The organism is Candidatus Neomarinimicrobiota bacterium (genome assembly GCA_017656425.1).
In the GTDB taxonomy this organism is placed as follows: domain Bacteria; phylum Fidelibacterota; class UBA2242; order UBA2242; family B5-G15; genus JACDNV01.
This window is the reverse complement of sequence record JACDNV010000021.1, coordinates 1-16,708: the sequence shown is the minus strand read 5'-3', so window position 1 is coordinate 16,708 and position 16,708 is coordinate 1. Positions and strand designations below refer to the sequence as shown.

The following is a 16,708-nucleotide window of genomic DNA, read 5'->3' as shown; positions in this document are numbered from 1 at the left end:
TCTTAAACCTCTTGTATTATCCCACCGCCAAGAACCAGTTCATCTTTGTAAAATACAACTGATTGCCCGGGCGTGATTGCTCTCTGTTTTTCTTTAAAAGAAACATAAGCAAGGTTATTTTTTATTTTTACATCACAATGAGCGGGCTTATGATTATATCTTATTTTTGCGGTACAGGTGAAATTTTTGTCATCAATAAAAAGATTCAAGTTGCCGGCTACAAGTTTACTGGAATATAGATCTTTTTCATCTCCCAGAACGATTAAATTTTTATCAGAAATAATTCTTATTACATACAGAGTTTTGTGGTAGCCCAGTCCCAAGCCATGTCTTTGACCAATTGTATAGTTGTGAATACCTTTGTGTTTTCCGAGAATATTACCTTCCTTGTCTATGAAAAACCCCTCTTTTTCTTCCATGTAGTTTTTCAAAAATTCTCTGTAATCATTTTTTATAAAACAGATATCCTGACTTTGTTCTTTGTCGTTAACATGAAGATTTTCCTCTTTGGCTATTTTCCTAACTTCCTCCTTTGTTAGATCAGAAAGTGGGAAGATAATATCTTTTAAATATTCTCTTTTTATTGAATATAGGAAATATGATTGGTCCTTTTTTTTATCCTTGGCTTTAGCTAAGAATAATGAGCCATTCTGGTTAGCTATTTTTGCATAATGACCGGTAGCAATGTAGTCAAATCCTGAAGCCTTTGCTATCTTTATTAATTTTTCGAATTTTAGGATTCTATTACACTCAACGCAAGGATTGGGCGTCATGCCATTTTTATATTTTTCAATAAAATCCTTTATGACATATTGTTCTAATTCTTTTGAGAAGTCTATTAAATGATGTTCAATTCCCAACTGAGCACAGATTCTTTTTGCATCATTGATTGATTCACGGCTACAACATTTTCTTCTATCTTCATATGTGACTCCAAGACACATTGTAATTCCACGAATAGTGTACCCTGCCTTTTTTAGCAGAAGGGCAGATACAGAAGAATCAACACCCCCGCTCATAGCGATTAAGACTTTTTTGTCATGCATAGTCTTGAGATGATAATTTTATTAAATACCAGCCCCGTCATTAAATTCTTCGTTAATTAGAAACGATTTAAATATTTCTTTTTTCTTATATTCGAAATATTCGTCAATCTGTGTTTTTATCCCTTCAAGTTTTTCAACTTTTTCGAGTCTTTTTTCCAATTTTTCTATTTCTGTAGCTAGAAACTTTACCGCGTCAGCAATAGGATCAGGGAGTTTGCCGTGTTCTAATGCTTCAATTTCTTTTTTAGTAAAACCAAGACCTATTCTTGCAGGGACACCAATTGCAGTAGCTCCTGGTGGCACATCTTTAATTACAACAGAGCCAGCACCAATTCTGGCATTATCACCTATTTTTATCGGACCCAGTACTATCGCACCTGCACCTATCAATACGTTATTGCCAATGGTTGGATGTCGTTTTTTCTTCTCTAAGCTTGTTCCTCCCAATACTACTCCCTGATATAATAGAACATCATTCCCTATTTCGGTGGTTTCACCAATAACTACCCCGGCACCATGGTCTATGAAAAATCTACGACCAATCCTGGCACCGGGGTGTATTTCTATATTTGTAAGGAACCTGTTAATATGAGAGATAAGTCTTGCAATAAAATAGAATTTGTTTTTCCACATGAAATGAGCTATTCTATGCAACCAGATTGCGTGTAAACCTGGATATGTAAAAAGAACCTCCAGGATGCTTCTTGCTGCCGGGTCTTTTTTAAATACATTCTGTATGTCTTCTTTGAGAGTTTGAAAAATCCTTTTCATACTGCGAAATTTACAGTTAATGCATCATAAGGACAAACTTTTACACAAAATTCACATGCTATACATTTCTCTTTTATGAAGTTTATCTCGTGGGTGACAGGGTTTTTCTCAAATGCGAAGGTTGGACAAATGGGAACGCATAATCCACAGTGAGTACATTTTTCAAGATTATGAATTATATCCTGATCAAGGGACTGTATTTTTATATTTTCCTTTTCTAAAAATTTAATAGCGTTGTTCAGTTTAGTTGTTTCTCCATTTAATTCCAGAACCAATAGACCTTCCTCTTCCGGCGATATTGAAGCTTTGAGAATATTGAATTCAATATCATATTCTTTGGTCAATTTATATATTAATGGTTTGTTCACAATGGAAGGTGGAAAATGAAGTACAATTTTTCTTGTTGCCATTTTTACCTCCCTATATTTCTCTAAGGTTCAGTGGTTTAAATTTGTATTCTGAATCTGACGATGGCAATTTTTCAACATATTCCGTTAAAAGGAATTTCCCTGATTGAATCCAATCTTTTAGAATTGTTGCTATTTCCCTTGCCTTTGCATAACTTGACAAAGCGCCTGTTGGAACTTCTTTTCCGTCTATTTTTATTTTTCCACTTCGCAACTGAGCGTAGTTTACTGAGCCAATTATTTCAGGGATGCCTTCGGGATATGCTTTGCTATAATCTACGATCTGAGTGTATATATCCTCATCTTTTATAGCAGTGTAGTATGCAATCTCCTCATTTAAGACTGGTATCGGGATGCCAATACCTACAGTTAGCGTAACTCCATAACCGAGCATGCTTGTTCCTTTTAACCAGTTAGAGCTCATTTGTTTAAGATCACCGATGACGGCAAGGGTGCCAGCTGGTGATAAAGGTGTACCGTTAACTGCTCTTTTTACACCAGGATTATGCTGTGTACCCCACCAGGCAACGTAACCTACACCACCTCCAAGGAATATTCTTGTCCCAATGCCAATTGTTTTATAATGGGGGTCTTTTAAAAGTGGTGAGAGTTGACCAGCACTGCAGTAGTTTGCATTGCCAAGTCTTGGTTTTAATGTGCCCATGTAGGTATATATTATTTTATCGCTTAAGTTCACAGCTACATTGTAATTCTGGTAGGCATTTCTGGGATTAAATAGTACTGCTTCGTTTACATCTTTGATGTTGATGTAAGTTTTTAATTCTTTGCGTGGATAGCAATCAGTACCATATGCGTTAGCTGTTAATACGATATCCTTTCCGGAGACAAAATCCTCAATAACGTGTCCTCCTCCGTATCTGAATTCTCCAGGATATATTTTATTTCTTGGATCATCAGGCGGAAGAGCTGTAGCACCTATGTAGATATCTACAGCTGCGAATCCCGGATATGTTTCTACACTGTTTAGGTATACTTTTCCACCTCCAATTTTTATTTTTGGTTTGGAATGTCCAATATTTATGTAAGCCCCGGAGGAGCACATGGGTCCGAAGGTTCCCGTAGTAACTACATCTACTTCTTTTGCTGCCTGTGATTCACCTTTTTCCCTCACAATCTCAATCATTTCTTCAGCTGTTACTACGACAGCTTTCCTTTTCTTAATTTTTTCGTTGATCTCTTGAATTGATTTTGCCATTGCTGCTCCTCCTCCTTCTATTTAGTTTACGTACTTAGCCAGACACTAAGATATCTTTCTCCTGTATCTGGCAATACGACTACGATAAGTTTATCTTTGTTTTCTTCTCGTGAAGCTACTTGTATACCTGCCCATACTGCAGCACCCGATGAAATACCTGCAAGAATTCCCTCTTCTTTTGCCAGTCTTTTCGCTGTATCAATAGCATCTTCGTCATCTACCTGAATTACTTCATCGAGTAAATCTTTATTAAGAACTTCTGGAATAAATCCTGCTCCAATGCCTTGTATTCTATGAGGGCCAGGCTCTCCTCCAGACAGTACAGGTGATCTTTTGGGTTCTACGCCGATTATTTCTATATTAGGCTTCCTTGATTTCAATACCTCTCCAGCACCGGTTATTGTGCCGCCAGTCCCGATGCCAGCTACGAATATATCAATTTTTCCTTCGGTGTCTTTCCAGATTTCTTCAGCTGTTGTTTCCCTGTGGATTTCTGGATTAGCAGGATTCTTGAACTGTTGGGGCATAAAGGAATTTGGATATTTGTTTAAAAGTTCTTCGGCTTTTTCTACCGCTCCTCTCATTCCTTTTTCTGCCGGTGTCAGGACAATTTCAGCTCCGAATGTGGCAAGAAGGCTTCTTCGCTCGATGGACATATTTTCAGGCATAGTTAATATAAGCTTATAACCACGTTGTGCACATACAAATGCAAGAGCTATCCCGGTATTCCCACTGGTTGGTTCTATAATGATTGTATCTTTACTAATTTTCCCTTCCCTTTCTGCAGCCTCAATCATTGCTACACCAATACGATCCTTGACACTAGAACATGGATTATAAAATTCAAGTTTACCAATAATAGTAGTTTTTAATCCATGGCTTATTTTTTTTAATTTCACTAAAGGCGTATTACCTACCAATTGTGTTACATTTTCCGCTATTTTCATGGTGCCTCCTTTATATTTTTTGTCGAGGATAGATTAAGTATCTGATAAACTTCGCTTTATTGAATTCCAAACTTATTTTTAAAAATTTTCTGTTTACATCCCCAACATATTTGTCCTATATATTATACAATAAGTTTGCTTCCTGCTTTTCTTTATAAATTTTGACTAGATCAGCTAGTGTTATTGAACTCAAGATATTATTAATTGAATTTCTTATCTTTGTCCATACTTCTCTGGTGGCACAGACGGAAGCTCTATCGCAGGCGGATGGGTTTTCTGTGCACGGTACTATTTCAAGGCTGCCTTCAAGGTGTCCAATTATATCTATTAGTTTTATCTCAGATGGGTCTTTACTTAGGACATATCCGCCGTGCATTCCTCTTATAGATGATACAAGCCCAGCGGATTTTAAAATTATTACTAGCTGGCCCAGATATTTCTCAGATATATATTCTTTACGGGCGATATCCTTTATATCCATTACTCCTTTGTTGTGGTTTAAAGCCAATTCCAGCATAAATCTTAATCCAAATCTTGACCTTGTGGTTAACCTCATATAAATACTACTAAATTAATCAAAATACTATAGTAATCTAATTATGCCTTTTCTTTAATGCAAGGATTTTTTTAACTTTCTAAGGAAAAAATAAAAGGGGTAGATTTATGGAATTTTATGATATTATTAAAAGAAGGAGAAGTATCAGGAAATTTGATCAAAAGCCTGTTGAGGAAGATATTATCCAAAAATTAATCGAATATGTATCGCTTGTACCTTCTTCAAGAAGTATCTACCCTGTACGGGTATATTATACAACTGAACCAGAGAGAATTATAGCTCTTTCAAAAGCAAAAGCACATGGATCTGAGTTTCTTGCCTCCGCAACCCTTGTGTTTATAATTTGTGCTGATACAACAAAAAGTGATGTCTGGATTGAGGACGCCTCAATTGCAGCGACTTATACGCTTCTCGCTGCTGAGGATTTTAACCTTGGTGCAACGTGGGTACAGATAAGAAATAGATTTGATAAACAGGGGAGAAAGTCGGAAGATGTCGTAAAAGAAGTTATAGGTATAGATGATCCGGGTATTGCAGTATTATGCATGATTGGGATGGGATATAAGGGGGAAAGTAAATCTCCGAGTAGTAGTAGCAGTATGAAAGAATATTTTTATAGAGTTTAGTTAAAAAATTTTTATTTCATTGAAACTAATCAAATAAGAGTTAATGTGATATGCCAATGCTTCAATCTTTGCAAGTAAAATGAAAAATTCTACTTTATTCTTTCCATTAGTTCAAGCGAAAATGAACATTCTGATATAAAAGAAGTGTGTTGAGTAAGAAGTTGAAATTGCAACCAGTGTTTCATTTATTCTTAAAGAGTAGATTGCAATTTTACTTACTATAAATTGCTACTTGCGATTAAAAGTTAATTTATTCTATATCCTTTTTCATTCTTTCAAATTCTTCTTTTGTAATTTCACCTCTGGCATATCTGCTCTTTAAAACATCTAGAGGAGATTCGTTAACAGAAGTGAATGGGCAGGATAAAGTTCCAAGTAATCTGAGTAGAAAAAATACAGCGAGAAATAAGATAATAAACCATAATAAATATCCCAACCATCCGCCACTACATCCAAAATTCCACAAGTGCATACATTATTCTCCTTTCTATATTCTAACTCTGTTTATTCTAAGAGCATTGAAGATAATCGAGACATCGCTGAAGGTCATTGCTGCGGCGGCTATAATTGGGGATAATAAAATTCCAAAAAATGGATAAAGTAGACCAGCTGCTATTGGAATTCCCAAAGTGTTATAAAAGAAAGCCCAGAAGAGATTTTGCTTTATATTTTTAAGCGTAATTTTGCTTAATTTAATTGCTTTTTCTATACCTGATAAATCTCCTTTGACCAGAATAATATCGGCGCTCTCCATTGCTATATCTGTTCCGGTACCCATGGCGATACCTATATCAGCTTGCATCAAGGCAGGGGCATCGTTTATCCCATCACCAGCCATTGCTACAACAAATCCTCTATTTTGATACTCCTTTACGATATTCAGTTTATTCTCAGGTAAGACTTCTGAATAAATATTATCAATTCCAAGTTGTGTAGCAAGCTTTTCTGCTGTTTCTTTCTTGTCTCCAGTGACCATTACTATTTTTATTCCTTTTTTCTTTAATCCATCAATAGCCTCAATGGACTCTTTTTTGGGACTATCCTCAAATATTAGCGCCCCCGATAATTTTTTATTTATTTTAACAAAAATCGAAGACTCATAGTGATTAACCCTCTTCTTTTCCTCCTCAGTTAAAATTTTGTGGCTTCCAATTTCAATTTTTTTATCTTCAATTTCTCCCACAATACCTATACCCGGGGTTATCTTGAAATTTGTACTCTTTATCGTTTGTATATTCTTTTCTCTTGCGTATTTGATAACTGCTTTAGCAACCGGGTGTTCACTGTATTGCTCAAGACTTGCTGCTATTTTGAGCAAATCATTGTCACTGATGACATCATATAGGATAATATCTTTTATAATAGGTTTTCCTGTTGTGATCGTTCCCGTTTTGTCCAGAATCAGAATATCAGCATCTTTCGCTTTCTCAATAATATCCACGTTTCTAAACAGTATTCCTGATCTTGTACCTCTACCAACTCCGACAACTATTGACATAGGAGTTGCCAGACCCAGAGCGCAGGGGCAAGCAATAATCAAAACGGATACAGAGCTCACAATGGCATATGCAAGAGTGGGACGTGGTCCAAAAATAAGCCAGGTAATAAAAGTGATTATAGCAATAATTACCACAATGGGAACGAAGTAATATGAGATTTTATCCGCAAGCTTTTGAATTGGTGGTCGACTTCTTTGAGCCTTATTTACCAGTTCTATAATTTGCGATAGCACGGTATTTTTGCCAACTTTTAAAGCCCTGATCAGGATATTTCCATCAATATTAATTGTCCCACTGATTACTTGGTTTCCTGGAGTTTTAGCCACAGGTATTGGCTCGCCTGTAATCATGGATTCATCAATAGAAGTGTTTCCTTCTAAAATAATGCCATCAACAGGTATTTTTTCGCCGGGATATACTTTTAAAATATCATTTTCTTTTACCTCCTCAAGATCAACTTCTTTTTCTTTCCCTTCTATTACAATGTGTGCTTTTTTGGGGTATAGCTTTATTAATTCTCGTATTGCATTACCTGTTTTATCCCTTGCTTTTATTTCTATTAGTTGTCCGATTAATATTAATGTAATGATAGATGCTGCTGATTCAAAATACACGGGGAGCGTTCCGGAATCTGTTCTTAAAGATTCGGGGAATATTCCGGGAAGCATTGTGGCTATCAGACTATATAGAAAAGCAACACCTGTCCCAATAGAAATTAGAGTAAACATATTAGGACTTTTATTTATGATAGAATAATATCCTCTTTTGAAAAAAATCCAGCCGCCAAAGAGAACAACAGGAGTTGTAAGTATTAACTCTATAATAGGTGATATCCTATCAGGTATTATTGAAACTTTAAAGAACATATCAAGCATTACAAGAGCAAGGAGTGGAATAGTAAATATTAAGCTAACAATCATTCTTTTTCTTATATCGATATATTCGTCTGAAGGCTCACTATCCAATTCTTCTTCGATATATCTAGGTTCAAGTGACATTCCACAGTAGTGGCATACTCCTGGACTTTTTTCTAAAACATTTGGATGCATGGGGCATGTATATATTCCGGTTCTAATTTTTCCAACATTTTTCGATTTTGATGATTCTTTTGAAGAGGTTTCGGGATTGCAGTGTGAGCATGAAGAAGTATTCTTTGTTTTCTGGTGTATGAACCTATCTGGATTTTTCTGAAAGGTATGTAAGCAATGGGTTGAACAGAAATAAAATTTTTCTCCATTAACTATAGCCATTCCCGAGGATGTCATTGGTGTGACCTTCATATTGCAAACAGGGTCAATAAAAATATCTTTATCTTTCATTTTACCTTTTCCTTCTTCTTATAATAGTCCTTAATGGCACTCTTTAGGGCTTCCTCCGCAAGTACCGAACAATGCATCTTAATTGGTGGCAAACCATCAAGTGCTTCCGCCACTGCTTTATTGGTTATTTTCAATGCTTCCTCAATAGTTTTTCCTTTTACCATTTCCGTTAACATGGAACTTGTGGCAATAGCAGCTCCGCATCCAAAGGTTTTGAATTTTGCATCAACTATCTTTTCATCTTTAACTTTGATGTATAATTCCATTATATCACCACAAACCGGATTACCTACTTTACCAACTCCGTCGGGATTCTCGATCTCTCCTACATTTCTAGGATTTCTAAAATGGTCCATTACTTTTTCGCTATATACTGACATCTTAACCTCACTTTTTCTTATACAAAGGAGACATACTCCTGAATTTATTCACTACTTTTTTAAGTTTTTCAACTACATAATCAATTTGTTCTTCATTATTTGATCTGCCAAGAGTAAATCTTAAGCTCCCATGAGCTATTTCGTGGGGTAGTCCAATCGCCAGAAGAACATGTGAAGGCTCTAACATGCTGGATGTACAGGCAGAACCTGTGCTACAGGCGATTCCCTCCATATCAAGGCTTAATATTAGTGATTCTCCCTCAATATATTTAAAGGAGAAGTTTGTATTATTAGGTAGTCTTTGTGTTGGATGTCCATTTAGGATTGTCTCATCAATTCCAGTTAAAACTTTCTCAATTAATTTATTTCTCAAATTTGTTAATCTTTTTGATTCTTCTTCCATATTTTGTTCTGCCAGTTCTATTGCTCTCTTAAGTCCAACAATTCCAGGAACGTTTTCTGTTGATGCTCTTCTTCTTTTTTCCTGATCACCACCATAAAGGTATGGGACTATCTTTGTGCCCTTCCTTATGTAAAGAGCTCCCACTCCTTTTGGTCCATAAAATTTATGAGCTGATAAGCTTAGTAAATCTACATTTAATTTATCAACATTAACAGGAATATGACCCACTGTTTGTACAGCGTCAGTGTGAAAAATAATTTCTTTCTCTTTTGCAATTTTACCAATTTCGGCGATTGGTTCAATGGTTCCAATTTCATTATTTGCATGCATGATGGATATCAGAATAGTTTTGTCTGTTACAGCTTTTTTCACATCATCAGGATCTATGATACCATATTTATCTACGGGTAAATATGTAACTTTAAAACCTCTTTTTTCCAGAAATTTACATGGATTGATAATAGCATGGTGTTCGATTGAGCTTGTAATAATGTGATCACCTTTTTTCTGATTTGCCCAGGCAACGCCCATTAATGCGAAATTGTTGCTTTCGGTGCCACCACTTGTGAATACTATTTCATCATGTTTTGCACCTATAAATTTTGCTACCTTTCCTCGTGCTTCTTCTATGGCTGTGCGTGATTCCTGTCCTATAGAATATAGGCTTGATGGATTCCCATATTTTTCGCTAAAAAATGGAAGCATTGCTTTTAAAACATCTTGGTCAGTAGGTGTCGTAGCCGCATGGTCCATGTATATGTATTTCATGATACCTCCATTGAAATTTTATTTGATACTAAGTCTTCTAGTGTTATGGTTTCCAATGTATCTGAGATTTGTTCGTTTAACTTTTTCCAGAGTTTATTTGGAGCACAATTATTCCTACGATTACAATACTCGGGTGATGTGACACATTCAACAATAGCAATAGGTCCTTCTATGCTCTGGACTATTTCTTTTATTGTTATTTGTGATGGTTTTTTTGCAAGAATATAGCCACCTTTGGCGCCCCTTTTAGACAATATGAGTCCACTATTTTTAAGGTATGGTATAATTTGCTCAAGGTATTTAAAACTTATATTTTCCTTTTCCGAAACATCTTTTAGAAACACCACTTTTCCCTTACGCTGAGCTAAAAAAATAAGTAGTCTGATTGCATATCTAATTTTTGTTGTAATTTTGATCATTTTTCAAATCCTATTAATACTATATGAATAATAAGTAATAATTTTCAATTATACAAGTATTTTTTTGTATTTTTAACAGGAATTGTACAAAAACAGTTTGTTTTTATTTTTTTATATAAAAATTATTCGAATACGATGAAAAAATAATAATAGAATGCGTAACAAATTAAATTATTTAAATATCAAAAGATGTTTTACTTGTTGTTTACCAAAATTTTTAATTTCGATCGAATTTATGATAACTATATGATTTATTGTCTGGGAGATCGTTAGATGAATAATACAAATAATTTACCTAAAAGGAAAATTAGAGAGGTGGTTAGAGAATTAGGTTTAAGTTTTGATGATGTTTTCCCTCATGGACATTACATTGCTAAAATTCCTATTGAACACTTGAAATTAAATGAAAAGAAAAAGGACGGTAAACTCATACTTGTTACTGCAATGACACCCACTCCAAAAGGTGAGGGAAAGACCACTACTACCATAGGTCTTGGTGATGCGCTGAGATGTCTTGGTTACAAATCCAGCATATGTCTGAGGGAACCCTCACTTGGTCCATACTTTGGAATTAAAGGTGGTGGTACAGGTGCTGGCAAATCACAGATTGTCCCATCAGAAGACATAAACCTACATTTTGTTGGAGATATGTATTCAGTAAGTAAAGCAAATAATCTCCTTGCTGCGTTGATAGATAATCATCTTTATCATGGAAATGAACTTGGTATCGATCCGCGGAGAATTATCTGGAAAAGAGTTATTGATCTTAATGACAGGGCATTAAGAGAGATTCTTGTTGGTTTAGGCGGTGTACGTCATGGAATCCCAAGACCTGATGGTTTTGTTATCACTCCGGCTTCTGAGGTTATGGCTATGCTGTGTCTTGCAAGTGACTTTGAGGACCTTGGAAGAAGACTTTCTAATGCTCTAGTTGCTTTTACGTATAAAGGTGAACCTGTCTATGTAAGAGATATTAGAGCTGAGGGTGCGATGCAGGTTCTGCTGAGAGATGCGATTCACCCAAATCTTGTGCAGACTATGGAAGGAACACCTGCTTTTGTACATGGAGGTCCATTTGCAAATATAGCTCAGGGTACAAATAGTATTATTGCTACCAGAATGGCTTTGAAGTTAACGGATTATGTAGTGACAGAAGCAGGATTTGGTACAGATCTTGGAGGAGAAAAATTTTTTCATATTAAGTGCAGGATTGCAAATCTCAAACCTGATGCTGTTGTGATTGTCACAACGGTCAGGGCAATAAAGCATCATGGTGGATTTACTGAGGATGGAGGGCTTGGAAATCTCGCCAAGCATATCGAAAATATAAGATTTTTTGGTCTTAATCCTGTTGTAGCAATTAATCGTTTTAAAGAAGATACGGGAAAGGATATTGATAAAATAATTGAATTTTGTGAAAATGAAGGTGTTAGATCAGTAGTAACAAACCATTACCAAGAAGGTGGGAAAGGGGCTGTTGATTTAGCAAAAGCGGTTTTAAAAAGTATTGAAGAAAATAAAAATTATAAGTTTACCTATTTATATCCACTTGATATGTCAATTGAGCATAAAATAGAGAGAATAGCTAAAAAGATCTATGGTGCTATAGGTGTGGATTTTGATAGATCTGCGGAAACAGATATAGAATTAATCAATAGACATGGTTTTTCTAATCTTCCAATCTGTATAGCGAAAACTCATAAGTCATTATCAGATAATCCAAAACTATTAGGTAGACCGAGAAAGTTTAAAATTAATATTAATGAATTGAGAATTGCAGCGGGAGCAGGTTTTATTGTTGCTATTGCAGGAAACATATTGACTATGCCAGGGTTGCCTAAAGAACCGGTGGCAGTTCGAATAAAAGTTATGCCAGATGGCAGAACAATTGGCCTAGTATGATTTTTATACTTATGGGTTTGGGAATTATACCGAATAATTGTAGTTTGTATGCCTTGCTATCAATCACCACTTCTTGTCCACAGACGCGTAGTTTAATATGGCGCAGAATCTTAGGTAACTTAAGTGATATGATAAATGGTGATGGGGAAGAATGCATCGTATTAGCTGCATATTAATAATAGACGACAAAAATTTGTTAAAAAAAATGTTAGAGATTCGTATTCACAACAACTACTAGTAGTCTCTTGAAGAATTATGAGTAAAAGCAAAGGTCTATACAAGTTCAAAAGCTGTGGTTGATAAACATTAAAATTATATACCTATTTAAATCACAAACTTTGTACTGATGCTATTGATTTTATAGGGTAGTTCTATCTATCACATATTTCTATTTTAAAGAATTTTATAAAGTATAATCGATTTACTGCCTTTATTAATAGCGGCTCTTGAAACGTATGATTTTTAAAAGTATATTTAGTATATTCTTATTATTGAAAATTAAGGAGATTTTTATGAATGGCAGATTAAATGTTAACTTTGTTGGATGTTCCCTTATCATTTTTATTCTTATAATATACGTAAATATTTTTTATGAATGTGGTAAGAAAGTTATTTATTATAATGTAAGGAAACGCATATCAATAAATGATGATTGGCGATTTTTTAAATATCCCTCAAGAGAGAAGGCGGATTCTCTGGTTTATGATTTATTCCAATTTATGTATAAAAGTAAAAAAGACGAAATAGATGTTGCTAAGCTGGCTGGATTTAAAAACTTTAATTCTTTTCAATTTATTTTAAAGCCCTGGGTTACGCCTACAGGGAATGAATTTATAAAAGATTCGTCGAGGCATTATAAAAGACCGAAAGATAATCCTAGTAGTAATTTCCCCTTTGTTCTACTTGACTATGATGATTCAAATTGGGAAATAGTTGACCTTCCACACGATTGGGCTATAAATGGTCCATTTTTTACAGGTCCCAATCCTGAGGTAGGTGGAAGTATGGGAAGGTTACCCAGCCCGGGAGTTGGGTGGTATCGGAAGAAGATATTTATTCCTGAATCAGACTCCGGGAAATGTATTTTCTTGGAAATAGATGGGGCGATGTCATATACAATAGTATGGGTAAATGGAAATGTTGCTGGTGGATGGCCCTATGGATATGCATCATGGTATCTGGATATTACAAAATATATAAAATGGGGAGATGAAAATCTGATTGCAATACGGCTGGATAATCCACCTAATTCATCAAGATGGTATCCAGGAGGTGGAATATATAGAAACGTCTGGTTAACTAAAACAAATCCTGTACATGTATCACATTGGGGTACATTTGTAGTTACTCCTGAAGTTTCCAGAGATTTTGCCAATGTCAGGATTGAAGTTTGCATTCAAAACGATTCGAATAGAGAAGCAGATGTTTATGTAAAAACAGATATTCATTACTTCGATCCTTTAAGAAAGATAGTAAGAGAGAAGGTAGCGTCATTTAAACCAATAGAAATGAAAATATTACCGGGTAGCAGAGAAAAAATAGAGTCTTCAACTATTGTCGAGAAACCAAAACTCTGGGGTCCACCACCAGAACAATATCCTCATCAGTATATAGCGGTAACTACATTATGGGAAGGTAGTAAGATTATAGATAAATTTGAGACACCATTTGGTATCAGGCATATTCGATTTGATCCTGATTCTGGTATTTTTGTAAATGGAGAATTGGTTAAAATTAAAGGTGTAAATCTACATCATGACCTTGGGCCATTAGGGACAGCTTTTAATTTGCGCGCTGCTGAGAGGCAATTAGAAATTTTAAGGGAAATGGGTTGTAATGCTATACGGACAGCACATAACCCTCCTGCACCTGAACTATTGGAGCTGACAGACAGGCTGGGGTTTCTTGTAATAGATGAGATATTCGACTGCTGGGAGATAGGGAAAACCACGTATGATTTTCACCTTATTTTTCCCGAGTGGTACGAGCAGGATTTAAGGGCATTCATACGAAGGGATAGGAATCATCCATCTGTAATTATATGGAGTATTGGTAATGAGGTGGGCGAGCAGTATACTGGTGAGAGTGGGGTAGAGATTGCGAAAAGGCTTTATAGAATTGTTAAGGAAGAAGACCCTAGCCGACCTGTTACCTGTGCCATGAACTGGGCAAAGCCTTATGTGCCTCTGCCAGCTGTCATGGATGTTATAGGTCTAAATTATCAGGGGGAGGGTATTCGACAGGATCCTGAATTTGAGGGAACTGATAAAATTCGTACGCCTCCTCAATACGAACCGTTTCATAAACAATTCCCGGAAAAAGTCATTCTAAGTACTGAGACAGCTGCTTCATTGAGCAGTCGCAGTGTTTATCTTTTCCCCGTAACAAATAAAGTCAGCGATTTTGTTAGGGACGGTCGTGGTGGTGATTCAAAAATTCGTCATGTAAATGCCTACGAGCTTTATGCTGCTGATTTTGGTGCATCTCCCGATAAAGTGTTTGCATCAATTGATAGGCATCCTTTTGTAGCAGGACAATTTGTATGGTCAGGATGGGATTATTTAGGAGAGCCAACCCCATATTATGAATCGCGGAGTTCTTATTTTGGAATAATAGACTTAGCTGGTTTTAAGAAGGATAGGTTTTATCTGTATCAATCAAAGTGGCGCCCAGATTATCCAATGGCTCATATACTGCCACACTGGAATTGGCCCGATAGAATAGGTAAAATCACACCTGTTCATGTTTTTACTTCCGGCGATGAAGCTGAACTTTTTCTTAATGGTAAATCACTTGGAAGAAAAAAGAAAGGTCGCTTCGAATATAGATTGAGATGGGATAGTGTTAGATATGAACCTGGTGAATTGAAGGTTGTTACTTATAAAGATGGCAGAAAATGGGCTGAGGATATTGTAAGAACAACAGGAGAACCATATCGACTGATTGCTAAAGCAGACAGGAATAAAATCAAAGCTGATGGAAAGGACCTGGCCTTCATAACTGTAAGGATTGCTGATGAGGAAGGTTATACTGTGCCTGATGCCAATAATAAAGTCAATTTTCATATAGAAGGACCTGGCGAAATAGTGGCAACTGCTAATGGTGATCCGACTGATTTTACGCCTTTTCCATCTAAAAGCAGGAAAGCATTTAATGGGCTGGTATTGTGTATTGTTAAATCAAAAAAAGGAATTCCAGGAAGGATAAAAGTAGTAGCTGAATCAGAAGGGCTTAAGAAAGCAAAGGTTATAATCGAGATTAAAAATTGAAACTTTGTTTAGAATAATCGAATATTAGGTTAAAACCAAATTTATTAACCTTTATTTTTTGCTATTTTTTTCTCCGATAATTCTGCTAGAGAAAAGATAAAATCAAGAAACAAAGAGAAATTCAAATATTATTGAATAGAGGAAATGGAAAAGGAAGAAATAAGAATATCAGTGCATAACCTGATTTTCGTATTATGAAGTTTCTTCCCTCTGGAAGAACATGTTTTTATATGTGGATTCACAATTAGCCTTAGCTTGGTATTAATATGTTTTGTTCATCTCATGGTGAATATTTTTAGAATGGTATCTGTTTAAGTTTTGGAAAGGATAACTGGAAATATGTTAAAATTAAGCGCAAAGGCTCAATGCAGAATGCAAATTGAAAAATGCAAAATCGTCTTTTATCAGATTTGGCTTTTGTATTCAAAATGTAGACAGAAATAAATTTGACTTTTGCATTTTGCAATCTTCATTTTGCAATTGCCGTAAGGCTATCTTGCCCTTCGGGAAATCGCCATCGGCGACTTCGTGAATACAAGACGTTAAGCGCAAAGGCTCAATGCAGAATGCAGAATGCAAATTGAAAAATGCAAAATCGCCTTTTGTCAGATTTGGCTTTTGTATTCAAAATGTAGACAGAAATAAATTTGACTTTTGCACTTTGCAATCTTCATTTTGCAATTGCCATAAGGCTATTTTACCCTTCGGGAAATCGTCTTCGGTGACTTCGTGAATACAAGACGTTAAGCGCAAAGGCTCAATGCAGAATGCAGAATGCAAATTGAAAAATGCAAAATCGCCTTTTGTCAGATTTGGCTTTTGTACTCAAAATGTATACAGAAATAAATTTGACTTTTGCACTTTGCAATCTTCATTTTGCAATTGCCATAAGGCTATTTTACCCTTCGGGAAATCGTCTTCGGTGACTTCGTGAATACAAGACGTTAAGCGCAAAGGCTCAATGCAGAATGCAAAATGCAAATTGAAAAATGCAAAATCGCCTTTTGTCAGATTTGGCTTTTGTACTCAAAATGTAGACAGAAATAAATTTGACTTTTGCACTTTGCAATCTTCATTTTGCAATTGCCGTAAGGCTATCTTGTCCTTCGGGAAATCGTCTTCGGTGACTTCGTGAATACAAGACGTTAAGCGCAAAGGCTCAATGCAGAATGCAGAATGC

The 16,708-nt window shown here is 35.7% G+C and carries 14 protein-coding genes; 3 read left to right on the top strand and 11 right to left on the bottom strand.

Annotated elements, in window-relative coordinates:
• Window positions 1–2 precede the first annotated feature (2 nt).
• From mnmA to H0Z29_10870, 6 genes are all read right to left on the bottom strand, one after another.
• Window positions 3–1,046, bottom strand: coding sequence for a tRNA 2-thiouridine(34) synthase MnmA (gene mnmA, locus H0Z29_10895; GenBank protein MBO8131999.1), 1,044 nt, complete (start codon window positions 1,044–1,046; stop codon window positions 3–5).
• 21 nt (window positions 1,047–1,067) lie between these two features.
• Window positions 1,068–1,817: a serine O-acetyltransferase gene (gene cysE, locus H0Z29_10890; GenBank protein ID MBO8131998.1), complete on the bottom strand. Its 750-nt coding sequence runs from the start codon at window positions 1,815–1,817 to the stop codon at window positions 1,068–1,070.
• Window positions 1,814–2,227: a 4Fe-4S dicluster domain-containing protein gene (locus tag H0Z29_10885; GenBank protein MBO8131997.1), complete on the bottom strand. Its 414-nt coding sequence runs from the start codon at window positions 2,225–2,227 to the stop codon at window positions 1,814–1,816. The genes cysE and H0Z29_10885 overlap by 4 nt, the downstream gene beginning before the upstream one ends.
• Before the next feature lie 10 nt (window positions 2,228–2,237).
• On the bottom strand, window positions 2,238–3,440 hold the full coding sequence (locus H0Z29_10880; GenBank protein ID MBO8131996.1) for a homocysteine biosynthesis protein: 1,203 nt from the start codon (window positions 3,438–3,440) through the stop codon (window positions 2,238–2,240).
• A gap of 26 nt (window positions 3,441–3,466) precedes the next feature.
• Entirely contained in the window at window positions 3,467–4,387 is a 921-nt protein-coding gene (gene cysK / locus H0Z29_10875) for a cysteine synthase A (protein ID MBO8131995.1), read from the bottom strand.
• A gap of 115 nt (window positions 4,388–4,502) precedes the next feature.
• The gene (locus H0Z29_10870) at window positions 4,503–4,943 is read right to left on the bottom strand and encodes an Rrf2 family transcriptional regulator (GenBank protein MBO8131994.1); all 441 of its coding nucleotides are present in this window, start codon (window positions 4,941–4,943) and stop codon (window positions 4,503–4,505) included.
• A gap of 107 nt (window positions 4,944–5,050) precedes the next feature.
• Between H0Z29_10870 and H0Z29_10865 the strand changes: the two genes are divergently transcribed.
• Window positions 5,051–5,569: a nitroreductase family protein gene (locus H0Z29_10865; protein ID MBO8131993.1), complete on the top strand. Its 519-nt coding sequence runs from the start codon at window positions 5,051–5,053 to the stop codon at window positions 5,567–5,569.
• A 250-nt stretch (window positions 5,570–5,819) separates the two neighbouring features.
• Here the strand turns inward: H0Z29_10865 and H0Z29_10860 are convergent, their stop codons facing one another.
• The 5 genes from H0Z29_10860 to H0Z29_10840 are packed head-to-tail and all read right to left on the bottom strand — an operon-like array spanning window position 5,820 to window position 10,354.
• Complete coding sequence (locus H0Z29_10860) at window positions 5,820–6,041, bottom strand: SHOCT domain-containing protein (protein MBO8131992.1); 222 nt, start codon at window positions 6,039–6,041, stop codon at window positions 5,820–5,822.
• Window positions 6,042–6,056: 15 nt separating this feature from the next.
• Window positions 6,057–8,387 carry a cadmium-translocating P-type ATPase gene (cadA, locus tag H0Z29_10855; GenBank protein ID MBO8131991.1) on the bottom strand — a complete coding sequence of 777 codons (2,331 nt, stop codon included), beginning with the start codon at window positions 8,385–8,387 and terminating at the stop codon, window positions 6,057–6,059.
• Entirely contained in the window at window positions 8,384–8,767 is a 384-nt protein-coding gene (gene nifU / locus H0Z29_10850) for a Fe-S cluster assembly scaffold protein NifU (protein ID MBO8131990.1), read from the bottom strand. Before nifU ends, cadA begins: the two co-directional genes overlap by 4 nt.
• Window positions 8,768–8,774: 7 nt before the next feature.
• Window positions 8,775–9,938 (bottom strand): cysteine desulfurase NifS, encoded by a 1,164-nt coding sequence (nifS, locus tag H0Z29_10845; GenBank protein ID MBO8131989.1) that lies wholly within the window; start codon window positions 9,936–9,938, stop codon window positions 8,775–8,777.
• Window positions 9,935–10,354, bottom strand: a complete 420-nt coding sequence (locus tag H0Z29_10840; protein ID MBO8131988.1) for an Rrf2 family transcriptional regulator — start codon at window positions 10,352–10,354, stop codon at window positions 9,935–9,937. The genes nifS and H0Z29_10840 overlap by 4 nt, the downstream gene beginning before the upstream one ends.
• 276 nt (window positions 10,355–10,630) lie before the next feature.
• Between H0Z29_10840 and H0Z29_10835 the strand changes: the two genes are divergently transcribed.
• Both H0Z29_10835 and H0Z29_10830 read left to right on the top strand, forming a co-directional pair.
• Window positions 10,631–12,259 carry a formate--tetrahydrofolate ligase gene (locus tag H0Z29_10835; protein MBO8131987.1) on the top strand — a complete coding sequence of 543 codons (1,629 nt, stop codon included), beginning with the start codon at window positions 10,631–10,633 and terminating at the stop codon, window positions 12,257–12,259.
• 512 nt (window positions 12,260–12,771) lie between these two features.
• Complete coding sequence (locus H0Z29_10830) at window positions 12,772–15,528, top strand: glycoside hydrolase family 2 protein (GenBank protein ID MBO8131986.1); 2,757 nt, start codon at window positions 12,772–12,774, stop codon at window positions 15,526–15,528.
• Window positions 15,529–16,708 lie beyond the last annotated feature (1,180 nt).

Bases quoted from the DNA above. Each gene is read 5' to 3' on its own strand.
- H0Z29_10865 (MBO8131993.1), top strand. From the start codon at position 5,051: ATGGAATTTTATGATATTATTAAAAGAAGGAGAAGTATCAGGAAATTT.
- nifS (MBO8131989.1), bottom strand. From the start codon at position 9,938: ATGAAATACATATACATGGACCATGCGGCTACGACACCTACTGACCAA.
- H0Z29_10835 (MBO8131987.1), top strand. From the start codon at position 10,631: ATGAATAATACAAATAATTTACCTAAAAGGAAAATTAGAGAGGTGGTT.
- H0Z29_10870 (MBO8131994.1), bottom strand. From the start codon at position 4,943: ATGAGGTTAACCACAAGGTCAAGATTTGGATTAAGATTTATGCTGGAA.
- cadA (MBO8131991.1), bottom strand. From the start codon at position 8,387: ATGAAAGATAAAGATATTTTTATTGACCCTGTTTGCAATATGAAGGTC.
- H0Z29_10860 (MBO8131992.1), bottom strand. From the start codon at position 6,041: ATGCACTTGTGGAATTTTGGATGTAGTGGCGGATGGTTGGGATATTTA.
- mnmA (MBO8131999.1), bottom strand. From the start codon at position 1,046: ATGCATGACAAAAAAGTCTTAATCGCTATGAGCGGGGGTGTTGATTCT.
- H0Z29_10830 (MBO8131986.1), top strand. From the start codon at position 12,772: ATGAATGGCAGATTAAATGTTAACTTTGTTGGATGTTCCCTTATCATT.
- H0Z29_10885 (MBO8131997.1), bottom strand. From the start codon at position 2,227: ATGGCAACAAGAAAAATTGTACTTCATTTTCCACCTTCCATTGTGAAC.
- cysK (MBO8131995.1), bottom strand. From the start codon at position 4,387: ATGAAAATAGCGGAAAATGTAACACAATTGGTAGGTAATACGCCTTTA.
- nifU (MBO8131990.1), bottom strand. From the start codon at position 8,767: ATGTCAGTATATAGCGAAAAAGTAATGGACCATTTTAGAAATCCTAGA.
- H0Z29_10880 (MBO8131996.1), bottom strand. From the start codon at position 3,440: ATGGCAAAATCAATTCAAGAGATCAACGAAAAAATTAAGAAAAGGAAA.
- cysE (MBO8131998.1), bottom strand. From the start codon at position 1,817: ATGAAAAGGATTTTTCAAACTCTCAAAGAAGACATACAGAATGTATTT.